This is a genomic window from Frigoribacterium sp. VKM Ac-2836 (assembly GCF_013248995.1).
GTDB lineage: Bacteria > Actinomycetota > Actinomycetes > Actinomycetales > Microbacteriaceae > Frigoribacterium.
Genome location: NZ_JABRPK010000002.1, coordinates 1,020,116 through 1,036,725, shown reverse-complemented (window position 1 = coordinate 1,036,725; position 16,610 = coordinate 1,020,116). Strand labels below are relative to the sequence as shown.

At 72.4% G+C, this 16,610-nt stretch carries 13 protein-coding genes; 6 read left to right on the top strand and 7 right to left on the bottom strand.

The genetic code is table 11. The annotated features are described in order from the left end of the window. Positions 1 to 45 precede the first annotated feature (45 nt). Positions 46 to 1,047: a phosphotransferase gene (locus HRF36_RS11230; protein ID WP_173209780.1), complete on the top strand. Its 1,002-nt coding sequence runs from the start codon at positions 46 to 48 to the stop codon at positions 1,045 to 1,047. On the opposite strand, the gene HRF36_RS11225 is transcribed toward HRF36_RS11230, so the two are convergent. Together HRF36_RS11225 and HRF36_RS11220 are read right to left on the bottom strand one after the other, a co-directional pair. Next, complete coding sequence (locus tag HRF36_RS11225) at positions 1,038 to 4,361, bottom strand: UvrD-helicase domain-containing protein (protein ID WP_371740121.1); 3,324 nt, start codon at positions 4,359 to 4,361, stop codon at positions 1,038 to 1,040. The two genes, HRF36_RS11230 and HRF36_RS11225, sit on opposite strands and share 10 nt — an antisense overlap. Further along, positions 4,358 to 7,564, bottom strand: coding sequence for a UrvD/REP family ATP-dependent DNA helicase (locus HRF36_RS11220; RefSeq protein WP_173209779.1), 3,207 nt, complete (start codon positions 7,562 to 7,564; stop codon positions 4,358 to 4,360). The genes HRF36_RS11225 and HRF36_RS11220 overlap by 4 nt, the downstream gene beginning before the upstream one ends. A 141-nt stretch (positions 7,565 to 7,705) precedes the next feature. On the opposite strand from HRF36_RS11220, the gene HRF36_RS11215 reads away from it, so the two are divergent. Both HRF36_RS11215 and HRF36_RS11210 read left to right on the top strand, forming a co-directional pair. Further along, positions 7,706 to 7,930 (top strand): DUF3107 domain-containing protein, encoded by a 225-nt coding sequence (locus HRF36_RS11215; RefSeq protein WP_043595511.1) that lies wholly within the window; start codon positions 7,706 to 7,708, stop codon positions 7,928 to 7,930. A gap of 2 nt (positions 7,931 to 7,932) precedes the next feature. After that, the gene (locus HRF36_RS11210; protein WP_173209777.1) at positions 7,933 to 8,229 is read left to right on the top strand and encodes a hypothetical protein; all 297 of its coding nucleotides are present in this window, start codon (positions 7,933 to 7,935) and stop codon (positions 8,227 to 8,229) included. 58 nt (positions 8,230 to 8,287) lie between these two features. On the opposite strand, the gene HRF36_RS11205 is transcribed toward HRF36_RS11210, so the two are convergent. Next, a complete protein-coding gene (locus HRF36_RS11205) occupies positions 8,288 to 9,007 on the bottom strand; it encodes a ferritin-like fold-containing protein (RefSeq protein WP_371740120.1) in 720 nt (239 codons plus the stop codon). A gap of 84 nt (positions 9,008 to 9,091) precedes the next feature. Between HRF36_RS11205 and HRF36_RS11200 the strand changes: the two genes are divergently transcribed. Beyond that, entirely contained in the window at positions 9,092 to 10,537 is a 1,446-nt protein-coding gene (locus HRF36_RS11200; protein ID WP_173209774.1) for a DEAD/DEAH box helicase, read from the top strand. A 98-nt stretch (positions 10,538 to 10,635) separates the two neighbouring features. Here the strand turns inward: HRF36_RS11200 and HRF36_RS11195 are convergent, their stop codons facing one another. Further along, the gene (locus HRF36_RS11195; RefSeq protein WP_173209772.1) at positions 10,636 to 11,490 is read right to left on the bottom strand and encodes a PHP domain-containing protein; all 855 of its coding nucleotides are present in this window, start codon (positions 11,488 to 11,490) and stop codon (positions 10,636 to 10,638) included. An 82-nt stretch (positions 11,491 to 11,572) separates the two neighbouring features. Between HRF36_RS11195 and HRF36_RS11190 the strand changes: the two genes are divergently transcribed. After that, positions 11,573 to 12,604: an endonuclease/exonuclease/phosphatase family protein gene (locus tag HRF36_RS11190; protein ID WP_173209770.1), complete on the top strand. Its 1,032-nt coding sequence runs from the start codon at positions 11,573 to 11,575 to the stop codon at positions 12,602 to 12,604. A 47-nt stretch (positions 12,605 to 12,651) separates the two neighbouring features. Next, a complete protein-coding gene (locus HRF36_RS11185; RefSeq protein ID WP_173209768.1) occupies positions 12,652 to 14,157 on the top strand; it encodes an aminopeptidase P family protein in 1,506 nt (501 codons plus the stop codon). Between the two features lie 77 nt (positions 14,158 to 14,234). Here HRF36_RS11185 and HRF36_RS11180 read toward each other — a convergent pair whose 3' ends face one another. From HRF36_RS11180 to HRF36_RS11170, 3 genes are all read right to left on the bottom strand, one after another. After that, positions 14,235 to 15,014, bottom strand: coding sequence for a copper resistance protein CopC (locus HRF36_RS11180; protein WP_371740119.1), 780 nt, complete (start codon positions 15,012 to 15,014; stop codon positions 14,235 to 14,237). Next, positions 15,011 to 15,838: a YcnI family protein gene (locus HRF36_RS11175; RefSeq protein WP_173209766.1), complete on the bottom strand. Its 828-nt coding sequence runs from the start codon at positions 15,836 to 15,838 to the stop codon at positions 15,011 to 15,013. Before HRF36_RS11175 ends, HRF36_RS11180 begins: the two co-directional genes overlap by 4 nt. 118 nt (positions 15,839 to 15,956) lie before the next feature. Continuing rightward, positions 15,957 to 16,595, bottom strand: coding sequence for a hypothetical protein (locus HRF36_RS11170; protein ID WP_173209764.1), 639 nt, complete (start codon positions 16,593 to 16,595; stop codon positions 15,957 to 15,959). Between the last annotated feature and the right edge of the window lie 15 nt (positions 16,596 to 16,610).

Genomic DNA, 16,610 nt, shown 5'->3' with positions numbered 1-16,610 from the left:
GTGGCGCACGGCAGGGCATCGCGTGCGGCGGCCTACCCTGAGGGCATGGCCAGATCTCATCTCACTCTAGCCGCGCTGGCCACGGCCGCCGTCGCGGACCTGGACGTCACGCGCGCGTCACGCCACGGCAGCGAGACGGGTGGCGACTTCGACTCCGCGCTCGTCGACGGGCGCGCCGGCGAGCACTGCATCATCCGCGTCCCCCGCTCGCAACGAGCCGAGGCCGAGCAGTCGGCCGACCTCGTCGCCCTGCGCGCCCTGAGCGCCGGCGTCCGCGGGCGGCTGTCCTTCGACGTACCCACCTACCGGGGCCAGGCCCCCATCGGTCGCACGCGCGGAATCGTCTACGACGTCGTCCCCGGCGAGCACCTCTCGGTCGCACGGCTCACCGCCACCAGCGATCTGCCGACGGCCCTCGGTCGCGCCGTGGCGGCGATCCACTCGCTGCCGACGAGCTTCGTGACCGACGCAGGCCTGACCAGCCACACCCCGTTCGAGGCCATGCGGTCCTCGGCGGCGCTGGTCGACCGCGCCGCCTCGACGCGCCTGCTGCCGGCGGCGCTGCTCGAGCGCTGGGAGGCGGCGATCCAGGACTCGGTGCTGTGGCAGTTCCAGCCCACGGTCGTCAACGGCTCCCTCGACGCCGGTTCGGTGCTCGTCCTCGGTGACACGGTCAGCGGAGTGCTCGGCTGGCACGATCTGCAGGTCGGCGATCCCGCCCGTGACCTCGCCTGGTTGCTCGGCGCTCCGAGCCCCGAGGCGATCGACACGGCTTTCGAGGCCTACAACACCGCTCGAGGCACGAGCGACCACCAGTTGCGGCACCGGGCCACCCTGTACCGCGAACTCGACCTGGCGAAGTGGCTGTTGCACGGCACCGGCACGAAGAACACCTCGGTCGTCGACGACGCCGTCGAGATGATGACGAAGCTCGTCGACTCGTTGCCCGGTGATCGCCGCGCCGGTATCGGCTCGGGCTCGACCGCCGCCCTCGACGTCGACGGCGTCGAAGACCTGCTCGAGGCGACCGAACGCCGTCACGTCTGAGGTGAGGCCCCCGCCTCGACCCGTTGCCAGAGGTCGACGAGCTCGTCGCGGTCGGCCACGTGACGTGGGCGCAGGACCACGTCGTCCGCGACGAAGTAGAACGCGGCGTCGATGCTCTCGGCGGGGATGCCCTTGAAGCGTGCGTAGGCCTCGCGGTAGAGGGCCAGCTGGAGCTGTTTGAGCTCGAGATCGGCGTCGTCCGTGGGTGCCTTGCCGGTCTTCCAGTCGACGACCTCGAACCGGCCGTCGCGTGCGAACACCGCATCGATCTTGCAGATGACGGTCCGGCTGCCGAGCGGGAGGTGGATCTCGAGTTCGACGTCCGTCGGCTCGAGCGACGCCCAGGCCGATCGCTCGAAGGTCGCGACCAGGTGCTCGAACCGCCTGGCGTCGTCGGGATCGACCGGGCCCGACCCGGGCGAGCCGATGCGTTCGTCGTCCAGGTCGCTCTCGTCCGTCCAGGCGTCGAGGGTCTCGGCGCGCCCCGTCGGCCGGAAACGCTCTTCGACCCACTCGTGGAACAACGTGCCGAGGCGGGTGGCCCGGTAGGGCCGTTCGGGGAGCGGACGACGGAGTGCTGCAGCGACCGCTGCCGGGTCGTCGACGTAGTCCTTGAAACGGGAGGCGGGGATGCGCTGCGGCAAGGGCGCCAGCGCCGTTGCCGACCGTGCGGCGTCGCGTTCGAGCAGCAGCAGGTCGATGTCGGTCGACCATCTCGACCGGGGCCCCGGTCGCCTCGCTCCCACGGACTCCTCTGCTGAGGGTCGGTCGATCGCTGCGGCGACCCGGGCCGCCGCGTCCTCGACGACCGCGCGGCGCTGACCCAGCGGGTCGAGGGGCCAGCTGAGCTCGCGTGACGCGGAGGCGAGGGGGTTCTCGTCGTCGTCCGGTCGCTCGGGCAGGTCACCGGGCGGGACGAGCCCGCCCTGGGCCAGTTCGACGACGAACCGGCTCGCCGGACGTGGGCGGACGGCGCTCGTCCAGAAGGAACCGCTGACGAGCAGGGCGTCACGAGAACGGGTCAGGGCGACGTAGGCCAGCCGTCGCTCCTCGGCCTGATGGCGGACGACCAGCTCGTCCTTGAACGCTTTCAGCGCCTGGTCGAACTCCTTCTGGTCGGCCACGCCCCGCCAGCCGAGCACGGGCAGCTCGGCCGCGTCGCCGCGGAACTCGTAGGGCAGCTCGCCGAAACCGAGCCACCCCACACCCTCGCGAGACGTGCCCGGCAGCTCGCCCTCGACCATCCGCGGCACTGCCACGACGTCCCACTCGAGCCCCTTGGAGCCGTGGATGGTCAGCAGCTGCACGGTGCCCCGCTCGGCCTGCTCGGACCGCGGCCCCATGTCGTCGCGACGCTCGGCCGCCTCCAGCCATGACAGGAAGCCTCCGAGCCCCGCGTTCTCGTCGGTGGCGACGTACCCGGCCAGTTCGTCTTCGAAGGCCTGCAGCCACGCACCGCCCGAGGGCGCCCCGGTGGCCGCTGCGACCTCGACGTCGAGCAGCATCTCGTGCTCGACCAGGGTGACCAGATCGACGAGGTCGAGCCCCGTGCGGCCTCGGAGGAAAGCCAGCTGCGAGCCCAACGTCCGCAGGCGGGTGAGTCCCTCGGCGCTGAACTCGGCGAGCTGGCGGTGGGTCACGGGCGCGGTGGCCACGAAGTCGAGGGCGTCGACGATGGACCCGTGCTCTCCGACCGCCACCGACGCCCGGAATCCGGCGGCCACCTGGTCGTCGAGACGCTGTTGAGCGTGGTCGTGCGAGAAGAGCCACGACGCGACGTCGCGCAGCCGCGCGATGTCGCGCACACCGATGCGCCAACGGGCCCCGGCCATCAGCCGGATGGCCTCGGAACCGGCCGAGGGGTCGTGCAACACCCGGAGGCAGGACACGAGGTCGACGACCTCGGGTCGTCGGAGCAGCCCGCCGACGCCGAGGACGTGGTACTTCACGCCACGTGCCTCGAGTGCCTCGACGAACACGGGCATGGTCTTCTTCGACCGGAAGAGCAAGGCGGCCGTGCGGCGGGCGGGCTCGCCGTCGACGACCGTGGGGACGGCCAACTCGTCCTGCAGCCAGGCCGCCACCTGATCGGCCTCGCCCGGCAGTGTCTGGTCGAAGAGCAGGTCGACGCGGCCCTCGGGAGCGCCGGGCCGAGGGCGCAGCTCACCCACGACCGCACCGGAGGTGCGGGCGAGCTCGGCCACGACGGTGTTCGCGGCGTCGAGCACGCGCGACGCGTTGCGCCAGCTCGTCGAGAGGCTGAACACGGCGTCGGGCCGAGCACCGAAGTCCGCCGGGAACCGGCCGAGGTTCGCAGCACTCGCGCCACGGAATCCGTAGATCGACTGGTGGGGGTCGCCGACCGCCATGACCCCGGTGCCCTCGAAGAGACGGGACAGCAAGGTGGTCTGCACGACGCTGGTGTCCTGGTACTCGTCCAGCAGCACGACACGGTACCGGTCGCGCAGATCGGCCACGACGCCCGGTGCGGTGTCGCAGACCTCGAGCGCGAGGGCCACCTGGTCCGAGTACTCGACGAGGCCGCGGCGAGCCTTCTCGTCGGCGAAGGCCGCGGCGAGTTCGAGCAGCGGAGGCAGAGCCGACACCGCACCGACGGCGTCGACGACCGACTTGTAGGCGCTGCCCTTGGTCGACGGCAGGCTCGCGAGATCGACGAACCGGTCGGCCAGCCGCGCCACGGGCTCGGGCCCGGTGACGTTCTCGCTCAGGGCGTGGCTCAGACGGAGGACTGCCTCGGTGATGCCGTCGACGCTCCGACCGAGCCCGGCGAGGCGTGCGTCATGGCTGGCCACGACGAGTGAGCGCGCCAGCTGCCAGGCGGACGCGTCGCCGAGCACCTGCGACTCGCTCTCGCGCCCTACGCGCAAGGCGTTGTCACGGAAGATGCCGTTGGCGAACGCGTTGTAGGTCGAGACGGTGGGCACGTCGAACGGATCGACCTCGTCGCCGAGCAGCCCGACGGCCGCTAGCTGGGCGATCCGCCGTTCGATGCGCTCACCGAGCTCGCCGGCGGCCTTGCGGGTGAAGGTGAGCCCCAAGACCTGCGAGACGCCGACGAGACGGTTGGCGAGCAGCCAGACCACGCGGTTCGCCATCGTCTCGGTCTTACCGCTGCCTGCGCCCGCCACCACGAGGGCGGGCTCGAGTGGCGCCTCGATGACGGCCTGCTGCTCGGGGGTCGGCGTGGGCAGCCCCAGCGCGTCGGCGATCTCGGCAGCGCCGAGGAGCGACGAGGAGGCGCGGGTCGGGTCGCCGGGGTCACTCGCGTCCCGCGCGCGCTCCACCGCGGTCACGAGCCGCTCACCTCGCCCACCACGTGGATGCGGCACGACCCGCCGTGCCGCCCTTCGCAGTGGTCGTCGAGGCGGCCGACGAAGACCCGGCCCGCCATGTGCTCGGCGGCGTCCACGACCCGAGCGCGAAAGGCGGCGAGTTGCGCGTCGTCGAAGGCGCCTTGCGCGGGTTCGCGGTAGAGCTTGCCCCGCACCCCCGACGACACGATGACGAGCTTCGCCCCGCCGGGCGGCGTGCCTTCGGGCACGGCGTCGACCGCGCCGTCGGCGAGGGCGACCTGATAGGTGCCCAGCTGGGGGTGCTCGGCGACGGCCTGCGGCGAGGTCGGGGCCGACCGTCCCGTCTTGAGGTCGACGATGACGGCGGCGCCGTCGCGGGTGCGCTCCACCCGGTCGATCGAGCCTCGCAGGCGCGCCGGCCCGACGTCGAGCGTGAAGGTCGACTCGGCGCCGAGCAGGCTGCCGCCCGACGCATCGAAGTCCCGGAGGTAGGCGGAGAGGCTCTCGGTCATGGCGAGCGCCCGGCGTCTCTCGGACTCGGCGATCCAGGCCGACTCGAACTGGAGCTCGGGCCAGCGTGCCTCGACTGCTTGCCAGAGCGAGTCGACGTCGGTGCCCTCGGCGTGCTCCATGACGTCGTGCAACACCGTGCCCAGGCCCATGGCCGCGTTGGGAGGGGACCCGCCGAACCGATCGACGAACCAGTGCAACGGACACTCTTCGAACGACCCGAGCTGCGACGGCGAGACCGGGACGCGGGCCTCGGGGTCGTCGAGGTCGATGAGCGGTTCGGTGGTGGTCGGGTCGAGCAGTCCGTACCAATCGTCGGGCGATGCTCCGGCCACTCCCTCGCCGGCGAGCCTGGCCAACGCGTCGACCGCGTCGTCCGCCCGCGGACCGTGGGGCGACGAGACGAGCACGTGTCGAAGGTGCCCGACGAGCCCCCTGAGCGACAGGGGATGCCCGGCGGGGGCCTCGGGGCAGTCGGCGGGCAGCAGCCGGAAGAACGGTGAAGGGCCTTCGTCGTCGTTGGACGTGCACGAGAGCACGACCTGGCGCGTGGCCCGTGACACCGTGAGCGCGAACATGCGCAGCTCGTCGGACAGCACGGCGGCCCGGGCATCGGAGGGGGCGGCCGGTTCGTCGTCACGGCCGTCGCCCCCACCGTGCCGATCGGATCGGTCCTCGAGCAGGCCGCGTTCGGCCAGGGCCACGAGCTCGTCGGGAGCGAGGAGCCCGCCACGGACGCGGAGGTTGGGCCAGACGCCGTCCTGCAGGCGAGCGGCGACGACGACGTCGACCTCGACGCCCACGGCGTTGGACGGCGAGCACACCAGCACTGTCTCGGCCGTCGCCTGCGGTGAGAGCGTGTCTTCGGGGACCTCGGCCCCGAGCAGCGAATCGAGGAAGGCACCGGCCGGCGCCTCGGGGGTGCGCTCGACGAACCGCTTGGCGGCGGTGAACAGGGCGACGACGCCGTCGAGGTGGCGGTCGGCCTCGGCGGCCACGATGCCGCGACCGTCGCTCTGGGCGGACCACTCGGCCGCAAGACCGCTGCGCTCCCACAGACCCCAGAGCACCTCTTCGATGCTGGCGCCCGTGGCGGCGGCGCGACGGGCGGCGTCGAGGCTGGTCGAGAAGCGCCCGGCACGGGCCGCGAACCGCGAGTCGATCGTGACGAACCGACCGGCACCCTCGAGGGCCTCGACCAGCAGGTCGTCCGCCGAGCGGGCCCCGCCCGCCCCGAGCTCGTCGGCACGCAAGGCGAGCCTCAGCCGTCTCAACGAGAGGGCGTCGAACCCGGCCAGGGGCCCGAGCAGCAACTCGGTCGCGAGATCGACGGTGAGCTCGTCGCGCCCCACCGCCACCGAGGCGGCGAGCAGCAGATGGCGCGCCGCGTGCTCGTCCCGTACGGCGCGTCCGGCGACGGAGGTGCGGGTCGGCACCTCGGCCAGTTGCAGCCCTCGGGCGACGCCGGCCACCTGCCCACCGCTGCGGACGACGACCATCATGCGCGACCACGGCACCCGGCGCACCAGGTGGTGCTCGCGCAGCAGCCGGGCGACCGCCGCCACTTCGTGGGTCGGACTGTCGGCCCGGACGGTGACGATCGGGGGCACCGTGGAGTCGGACGCGCCCCCCGCCTGCAGGATCTCGGCGACCGGGGCCGCCGTCGCGGCGTGTTGGCGACCGGCGCCGGCCGTACCGATCTTCGAGGTGACCCGCTGCACGAGGTCACGCAACGGTGGGTGGTGGCGGTGGGCAGTCGAGAGGTACAGGGTCTCGACGTCCGACAGGCCGAGCCGGGGACCGAGTCGGCCGAGCACGTCGGGGGTGCCGCCCCGGAAGGCGCTGGTCGACAGGTCGGGGTCTCCGAACGCGATCACGGCGACGCCGCGTCGCGTCAGGGCCCTCAGCAGCGCCAGGGTCGACTCGGTCGCTTCTTGCGCGTCGTCGACGAGCACGACGCGCAGTCCGTCGACGACCGGGGATGTCTCGCCGCGGTCGAGCGCGGCCACGGCGTGGTCGACGAGGTCGGCCGAGTCGAGGTGCCGCCCCCGTGCCGCGTCGAGGACGCTCAGGTACTCGTCCCGGAAGTCCGCGACCGCCGCCCACTCGGGTCGGTCGGCACGGTCCGCGGCCCGTCTCAGCCCGTCCGACCCGATGCGATGCTCGGTCGATCGCATGAGCACCTCGCGCAGCTCGGTGCGGAACCCGCGGAGCCGCCGCACCGTGGGGCCCAGCCCGTCGGGCCAGGACGGGCCCGTGCCGTCGAGCTCGTGCCCCTCGAGCAAGGATCGGACGATGCTGTCCTGGTCGCCGCCGGTCAGCAGGGTCGGCGCCGGGAGGCCCACGAGTCGCGCCGCGTGTCCGACGACGTCGAACGCGAGGGACGAGACGGTGCGGGCCAGGGGGCCCGGGGTCGGCACGGTGAGCCTCGACGCGATGACGTCTCGGAGGGTCGTGGCCGTCGACCGGGTCGGCGCGAGCGCCATGACGGCGGCCGGACCCCACCCCCGCATCTCGACACGGTCCACCACGAACTCGACGAGCGTGCGGGTCTTGCCGGAGCCGGGGGCACCCAGGACCGCCGCCGACCGACCGTCGGGCAGATCGAGCACGGCCCGTTGCGAGTCGTCGAGGGCCGGCCGGACCACGGGTCGCGTCGGGCCCGACGAGGGCGGGGAGACGGTCGGGGCCATGCCCCCGACGCTATCGGCTCGCACCGACATCGAGGTCGGACGGACGGGGCGGGGAGTCGTGGAGGGCGGACCCGATCACCTCGTGTGCGCCGACAGTGAACGCGACGACCCGAGGGCCGCACGGTCGGTTATCGTGACCACGTGGACATTCGCATCGGCATCACCAACAGCCCCCGTGAGATCAGCTTCGAGACGGCGCAGACCGCCGACGAGGTCGAGAAGGTCGTCGGCGACGCGCTCGACGGCGGCAAGTCGTACGTCACCCTCGCCGACTCCAAGGGCAAGACCTACCTCGTCCCCACCGCGTCGCTCGCCTACGTCGAGGTCGGCAGCGAAGAGAGCCGCAAGGTCGGGTTCGTCAGCTAGCCGTGGAACTCCTCTTCGTCGTCCTGGGCGGCGCCATCCTCGGATTCGTCTTCCACTACGCGCTGCCCGAGGCCGACACGCGCGGCGTGCTGCTCGCGCCGGCCTCCGGTGCGACCGTGGCCGCGATCGTCTGGGAGGCTCTCACCTGGGCGGGTTGGCCCGCCGACGGTGGCTGGATCTGGGTGGTCGCACTCGTGCTGCCGGCCGTCGTCGCGATCGTCGTCTGCCGTGTCGCGGCCGTTCGCCGTCGGGCGAGCGACAGCGAGCAGTTCGCCCGCCTGGTGCGCTCCACGTCCTGACACGAGACCCGAAACCGCGCTCGTCCCCACAAAGGACGAGGTCGTCGGGTGGCGTGGGTCAGGCGGTCAGTCCGAGCGCATCCATGCGTCGGGTATGAGCGGCGATCAACTCGGTGAAGACCGGCTCGAGGCGTTCGTCGTCGGCCGAGACGTGCGACGCGGCGACGGCAGCCCGGGCCACGAGCAGAGTGTCGCCCACGAGCCTGCGTCCCCAGAGAGCCAGGCGAGAGGCGAGCCGCGGGTCGGCCTCGATGGCGGCCGAGAGTTCTCGGACGACGAGCGGCGCGTCGTCGTGGGCCTTGATGACCGAGACGATGCGCTTGTGGTGGTCGGCGGGCAACCCCGCCGCCAATCGCACGAACACGTCGTTGAGCAGTCCGGCCGCGACGTAGTCGGCGAGGATCGCCTCGAACCAGTCGGTGCCCTCGGTGCGAGCCCGGAACTCGTCGATCGCGGCGATGTGGGGCTCCATCGACTCGGTGGCGTCGTGGCCCGAGCGTTCGATCTCGGCCACGAGACCACGGTGCCGTGCGAGCGTCGTCTCCGCGATCCGCCCGGTGGTCTCTTTCGCGCGGACGTCCGGGGCGAAGGCCGACGAACGACCCAACGTCTCGAAGAGGGCCAACTCGAGGTAGGCCGCGTGCCCCAGGAAGACCAGCAGGTCGGGGGTGAACTGATCGAGCTCGACCCGCGCCGCGGGGGTCGCCTTCGCGGCGGGCCGCGGCCACTGCAGGGACGGGACGCCGCGTTTCGCACCTCGACCGGGCCAGGACACCACGCCCACATCTTACGGGGTCCGAGAGGGTGCCCGTCGCGACGGGCTAAACTCCTGGCATCCCCCTATATGAGACAGGGCAACACTTTGACATTCACTGACCTCGCGATCGACCCCGACATGGTCGACGCTCTGGCGTCGAAGGGGATCCTCGAACCTTTCCCCATCCAGACCCAGACCATTCCCCTCGCCCTCGCCGGCCAAGACATCATCGGCCAGGCCAAGACGGGTACCGGCAAGACCTTCGGCTTCGGCCTCCCGATCATCCAGCGGATCGGCCTCGACCCCGCGCCCGGCGTCAAGGTCCTCGTCGTCGTCCCCACCCGTGAACTCTGCGTCCAGGTGGCCGACGACCTCGAGATCGCGACCTCGAACCGAGCCACGAAGATCGTCAGCATCTACGGCGGCAAGGCCTACGAGGGCCAGGTCGAGCAGCTCAAGGCCGGCGCGCAGATCGTCGTGGGCACTCCCGGGCGCCTCCTCGACCTGGCCGGCCAGCGCCTCCTGAACCTCAAAGAGGTGCAAGAGGTCGTGCTCGACGAGGCCGACAAGATGCTCGACCTGGGCTTCCTCAGCGACATCGAGAAGATCTTCCAGCAGGTGCCGGCCACACGTCACACCATGCTCTTCTCGGCGACCATGCCCGGGCCGATCGTGGCACTGGCCCGCCGCTTCATGTCGAAGCCGATCCACATCCGCGCGACCGACCCCGACGAGGGCCTGACGCAGGCGAACATCAAGCACGTCGTGTACCGGGCCCACTCGCTCGACAAAGACGAGGTGATCGCCCGCATCCTGCAGGCCGAGGGCCGCGGCAAGACCGTCGTCTTCACTCGCACGAAGCGCGCCGCCGCCAAGCTGGTCGAAGAGTTGAACGACCGCGGCTTCAACGCGGCGGCCGTCCACGGCGACCTCAACCAAGAGCAGCGCGAGCGCGCCATGGCCGCCTTCAAGGCCGGCAAGAAAGACATCCTGATCGCGACGGACGTCGCGGCCCGGGGCATCGACGTGAACGACGTGACGCACGTGATCAACCACACCGTGCCCGACGACCACGACACCTACCTGCACCGAGCCGGCCGCACCGGCCGCGCGGGCAAGACCGGCATCGCCGTGACGTTCGTCGACTGGGACGACCTGCACAAGTGGGCCCTGATCAACCGGGCCCTCGACATGGGCCAGCCCGAACCGGTCGAGACGTACTCGTCGAGCCCCCACCTCTTCGCCGACCTCGACATCCCGGCGGGCACCAAGGGGCGCCTGCGTGCGACCTCGCTGTCGGCGGTCAAGGCGGGATCGGCCGGCTCGCGCGAGCGGACCGGCGGCCCCCAGGGCGACCGAGGCCGCGGGCGTGGTCGTGGCGACGCGCCCGTCCGCACCTCGGGCGAGCCGTCGGCCACGGGTCGTGGCGCCGCTCAGGCGTCCGATGCGACGACGCCGTCCACCGACGGCACGGGTGAAGTCCCGCGCAAGCGCAGCCGTAACCGACGCCGCCGCCCCGCGGGCGACTCGTCGTCGCAGCCTCAGGGCTGACACCCGATCGTCACCGAGACCCCCTCGACCGTCCGCGGCGAGGGGGTCTCGTGCGCGTGCGGCCCGCCGTCGACGGGGACGAAGAGGCGCAGGGCGGCTCAGCCGCGGATGGGCACCCACCCGGTCGCCGCGTCGACGATCCGGTCGAGTTGCTCGGGGGCGGTGCCGTTCTCCCCCAGGCGGTTGGGTTTGCCGTCGCCGTGGTAGTCGCTCGACCCGGTCACGATCAGGTCGTGTCGCCGGGCGAGCTCGAGCAGTCGGGCCTTGCCCGCGGTGGTGTTCTCACGGTGGTGGATCTCGACGCCGAGCAGACCGGCGTCGACGAGGGCCTCGAAACCTTCGCTCGAGACGTTGGGCTCACGGCCCCGCGTCGCCGGGTGGGCGATGACGGGGACTCCCCCCGCCTCGCGGATGAGTCTCACGCCGATGAGGGGGCTCGGTGCCTCGTGTGGCTCGTAGTACCCGGACCGCCAGTGCAGGATGCCCGCGAAGGCGGCGCTGCGGTCGGGGGCGTACCCCTTCGCGACGAGGGCGTCGGCGATGTGGGGTCTGCCGAGGGTCGCCCCCGAACTGGCCTGCGCGAGGACGTCGCCCCAGGTGAGGTCGTAGTCCGCGGCGATGCGCTCGACGATGCGCTCGGCCCGGTGGAGGCGACTCTCGCGGAGGCGGGCCGTCTCGGCGACGAGACCCGGGTGCGCGGGGTCGAAGAGATAACCGAGCATGTGGACGCTGTTCAAGCCCAGTCGGGTGCTGAGCTCCATGCCGGGCACGAGGGTGAGCCCCGTCCCGGCGACGGCGGCCGAGGCCTCGGACCACCCGGCGGTGCTGTCGTGATCGGTCAAGGCGACCGTGTCGAGCCCCGCCCGCACGGCCGACGCGATGAGGGCGGCGGGTGCCTCGGTGCCGTCGGACACGCTCGAGTGAGTGTGCAGATCGACCAGACGCTGGGGCATCCCCCCATCGTAGGCGGCGGGCATCCGAGCCGTCCGTGCGGTCGCACGGCGTGCGGTCGGGTTCCCCTAGGCTCCAAGGGCCATGATCCGTCGTCTCGTCGCCCTCGTCTTCGTCCTCGCCGTCGCCGGCCTCCTGCTGCTGGCGCTCTGGCCCCAGGCCATCGGGCTGCAGCGCGTCTTCCCGGTCGGCCAGGTGGTGTCGTTCCGGCTCGTCGCCGCCGCCGTGGCGGGCGTGCTCGTGGTCCTGCTGCTCGTCCTCGGACTGGTCGCACGACCGATCCGGTCGTTGACGGCCAGTGCGGCCGTGCTACTGCTCGTGTTCGCCGTCCTGTCGGCCGGCGTCGTCACGGCTCGCGGCCTGGGCCGCACCGACTTCGTCGAGAAGACCCCCACCGACGTCACCGTCCTGTCGTGGAACACGCTCGGCGCGGCGACGGGGGCCGAGGCCGTCGTCGCTCTCGCGACCGAAGTCGGTGCCGACGTCATCGCCCTGCCCGAGACCCGACGAGAGGTCGGCGTCGCCGTCGCCGAGGCCATGGGTGCCGCCGGCAAGCCCATGTGGGTGCACACGGTGGCCTACGACCAGATCGCGAGTGGCCGCTCGACGACCCTCCTGATCAGCGCTGCCCTCGGCGACTACCAGGTCGCGATCGGCGACGACGGCACGACCGACGCCCGGACGACGCCCGTGCTCCCCACGGTCGTCGCGACGCCCGTCTCGGGCGAGGGCCCCACGATCGTCGCCGCCCACCCCGTCTCACCGACCCCCGACCACATGGGGCAGTGGCGGGCCGGTCTCGGCTACCTCGCGGACATCTGCCGGTCGGGCGACGTGATCATGGCGGGCGACTTCAACGCCACGCTCGACCACATGGCCGGGCTCGGCTCGGACGGTGGAGCCCTCGGCGCCTGCCGCGACGCCGCGGAGGCGACCGCCAATGCCGGGGTCGGCACCTGGCCGACCGACGTCCCGCCCCTGCTGGGCGCCCCGATCGACCACGTCATGGCCACCGAACAGTGGTTGCCGACCGGATTCCGGGTCGTGACCGAACTCGACGACGCCGGCAGCGACCACCGTCCCGTCGTCGCCCAACTCAGTCGCACGGGGGCCTGACCCCCGCCGACTGGGCCTGCGGCCCGTTTGGCGGGACAATGGTGGGCATGGCAGATCAGAAGGCGCCGCGCGCGACCACCAACCGCTCCACCACCCCGGGGTCGGACACGTTCAAGGACTACATCTCGTCGCAATGGGCCGACCGCCCCGACGTCCTGCCCGAGCCGCGCGAGCAGGCCCCGTTCGCCGCCGACCGCCGCGCGCGGCTGTCCGCGCTGCACCCGGGCACTCGTCTGGTCGTGCCGGCCGGCTCCGCCAAGGTCCGGTCGAACGACTGCGACTATCCCTTCCGCGCCCATTCGGCGTTCTCCCACCTGACGGGCTGGGGTTCCGACACCGTTCCCGGATCGGTGCTCGTGCTCGAGCCCACGACCGACGGTCACGACGCCACCCTCTACCTGCGCGCGAGCGCCGGACGCGATTCGGACGAGTTCTATGCCAACCCCGAGATCGGCGAGTTCTGGATCGGGCCCCGTCCGTCGTTGACGCAGGTCGCCGCCGACCTGGGGCTCCCGACGCGGGACCTGGCCGACTTCGAGGCCGTGGTCAGCACGGTCGACGCCGAGACCCTCGTCGTCCGTGAAGCCGACCCCGACCTCACCCGCCGTCTCGACGCCGTGGTCGAGGCCGCGGCCGAACAGAGCCCCGCCTCGGCCGCCACGGACGCAGACGACACCTCCCCTGCCCGGGCGACCTCCGCCGACCTCGCTCGTGATCTGAGCGAGCTGCGGCTCGTGAAGGACGCCTACGAGGTCGCCCAGATGCGACAGGCCGTCACGGTCACCGGCCGGGGCTTCACCGACGTGATCGCCGACTTCGACGACATCGTCGCCCACCCCCGCGGCGAGCGGCTCGTCGAGGGCACCTTCAACCGTCGCGCCCGCGCCGACGGGAACACGGTCGGCTACGACACGATCGCCGCGTCGGGCGACCACGCCTGCGTCCTTCACTGGACGCGCAACGACGGTGTCGTGCGCGACGGCGACCTGATCCTGATCGACGCCGGAATCGAGCTCGACAGCCTCTACACGGCCGACATCACCCGCACGCTGCCCGTCTCGGGCCGGTTCACCGATGTGCAGCGCCTCGTCTACGAGGCCGTGCTCGACGCGGCCGACGCGGCGTTCGCGATCGTGCGCCCGGGCATCGCGTTCCGCGAGATCCACGCGACGGCCATGAGGGTCATCGCCGAACGCACGGCCGAGTGGGGCTTCCTGCCGGTCTCGGCCGACGAGTCGCTGAAGCCCGACCACCAGTACCACCGTCGCTACATGGTGCACGGCACGAGCCATCACCTCGGCATCGACGTGCACGACTGCGCCGCCGCGCGTCGTGACCTCTACCTCGACGGGGTGCTCGAGCCCGGCATGGTGTTCACCATCGAGCCCGGCCTGTACTTCCAGCCCGACGACCTCACCGTGCCCGAGGAGTTCCGCGGCATCGGCGTCCGCATCGAGGACGACATCCTCGTGACCGCCGACGGTGCCGAGAACCTCTCGGTGGGCATCCCCCGCACGGTCGCCGACGTCGAGACCTGGATCTCGCGCGACTGAGGTCCGTCGGCGAAGGGCCCCGGGCGCGATGCACCCGGGGCCCTTCGTCGGTCCACGTCCCGCTCAGCGGGGCGCGGTCACCGCCCGTCGGACGGCTCGTCCTCGTGCGGGGCCGACCGTCCCTCGCCCTCGGGCTCGGCGGCCGTCGCGTCGCGTCGCCGGCCCGTGACGATCGCCACGGCGACCCCGGCCACGGCGAGGACGACGATCGCGACGGCGATCCCGATGACGAGGCCCGTGTTCACCGAACCCGACCCGGGCTCCGTGGCCGTCGGTGCCGCGACGTCGTCACTCGGGGTCGCCATGGTCGTCACCTGGGGTTCGGACGAGGCCGAGGCCGCGTCGGTCTCGTCGCCGGTGGTGGCGCCGGAGTCGCCACCCGCGCCTCCTGCGCTGTCGCAGCTCGGACGGGTCGGCGAGCCGACCCCCTCGGCGGCGCCGGCCGCGGGGGCGTAGGTGAACGGGACGGCGTCCGACACGGTGTGGCCGTCGGCGGACACCGCCTGGTAGGTCATCGTGTAGTCACCGGGTGCGCCGAGTGCGACGCCCGCCGTGAGGGTCGGCCCCGAGGTGGTCGAGCAACCGTCCTCGTAGTGCAGGCCGGCGGCGTCCGTCACCTCGAGCACGTTCGAACTGCCGGTGCCCGAGAGATCGAGGATGACGTCGTTGAAGGTGATCGACGCCGCCGTCGGAGGCGAGTCGACGGTCGAGCCGGCGGCCGGCGTGCTGCTCACGACGTAGTCGTGCGCCGACGCTGGTCCTGCCGGGGCGAGGGCGAGGGCCCCGGTCGCGGCGCCGAGGCCCGCGATCGCGAGGACCCCGAGGAGGCGCGGTGTCCGCAGCAGGGCGGCGGTCACGCGTCCACCCCATCGCGGCCCGAGGCACCGGACGCCGTGGCACGGGGCCGACGGGTCAGCGCCACGACCGAGACCACGAGTGCCAGGGCACCCAGGGCGAGGCCCCCGATGCCGAGGCCGACGGAGAGCGGCCCGACCGCGCCGTCACCCGAGCCCGACGCCGAGTCGCCGGAGGCGCTGACGCCCGCGGTCGTGGCGTCCTCGCCCGTCGTGTGACCGGCGTGCTCGTCGGCCGGAGGGGCGTCGTTGACGTAGAGGGTCGGTGCGGGGTGCTCCGGCTCTTCTCCCGAGGCCGGCGTGGCGTCGGCCCAGTCGACGACCGATCCATCCGAATAACGCTGGTGGGTCGGCAGGGCGATGGACCCGGTGTCGGGGACGGCACCGGCCGAGATGACGAACTGCTGGAACTGGCCCGGTGCGATCTGCGAGTCGCCCTCGGCCGTCCAGGTCACCTGGGTCGGCGCCTCGGTGATCGTCGTGCCGTCGAGCTCGACGGGCTCGGGCAACGTGCTGGTGGTCACCTCGGTCGTCCACCCCGGAAGGGGCTGGTACGAGACCGAGGTGAAGGGCGTGTCGGTGGGCAGGTCGACGACGAGCCCGACGGTGCCCGCCGTCGCCGACTCGTTCGGCACCTTGAAGGTCAGGGTGGCGTACGAGCCGGCCTCGGCCTGACCGGGCTCGACGTGCACGTGGGCCGAGGCCGCGAGGGGCGCGGCCACCGCGAGCAGGGCGGCGGCGCCGAGGGCGGCGGCCGAACGGGCGACGACGGCGGACGGCCGTCCTCGGCGGGTCGCGACGGATGCGGGGGTGGTGCTGCGGTTCATGGATCTGGTCCTCTCGATCGCGAAGGCGATCGGTCTGCGGTGCATGACGATGGGCCCCGAGGGCACGGTGGACGTGCACGTCGGGTACGTCGACGACGAGGGTCGCCGGCGTGTGGGGTCAGGCAGGGCAGGGAGGGCCGCGACGGGGCCGGGCCGTGAGATGTCGTCGACCGGGCGGAAGCGGACGGACCCCGACCGACATCGGCGGGCGACGGAGGACGGGCGCCTCGGGTCGGTACCCGGCCGTCAGGAGGCGCGCGACGCTCAGACCGCGGACGGCCAGTCGGAGGAGTGCCCACGCGACGCCCTCACCCCTCCGCAGGGCGACGACCGTGACGAGGGCTGCGAGGGCGTGCGCCAGCCACATGGCGGGGCCGCCCATGACCATGACCGGGCCGACACCACCGGACGCCGCCCCGTCGGCGATCGTCGAGATCACGAGCGCGGAGTGGTGCCCACCCGAGGCGGAGGCGCCGCCACCGTCCGAGGCGCCGAGGAAGAAGAGCAGGTGGAACGCCACCTGGCTGACCGTGACCGCGATGGCCAGCCGCACCGTCGAGAGATGGACCCCGGCCAGGGCGATCGAGACGGGCACCGCCACGGCGAGTGCGAGCACCACGCCCAGCACGCCCGGCTGCATTCCGCCACCGGCCACGTGCGAGGAGGCAGCGACCAGGGTCGATGCCACGGCGATCACCCACCCCCGCGCGAAACGCTCGGCGCGGGTGGCCGTCGTGGAGGGGTCGCGGGGTGCCATGTCGACACCAGGGTA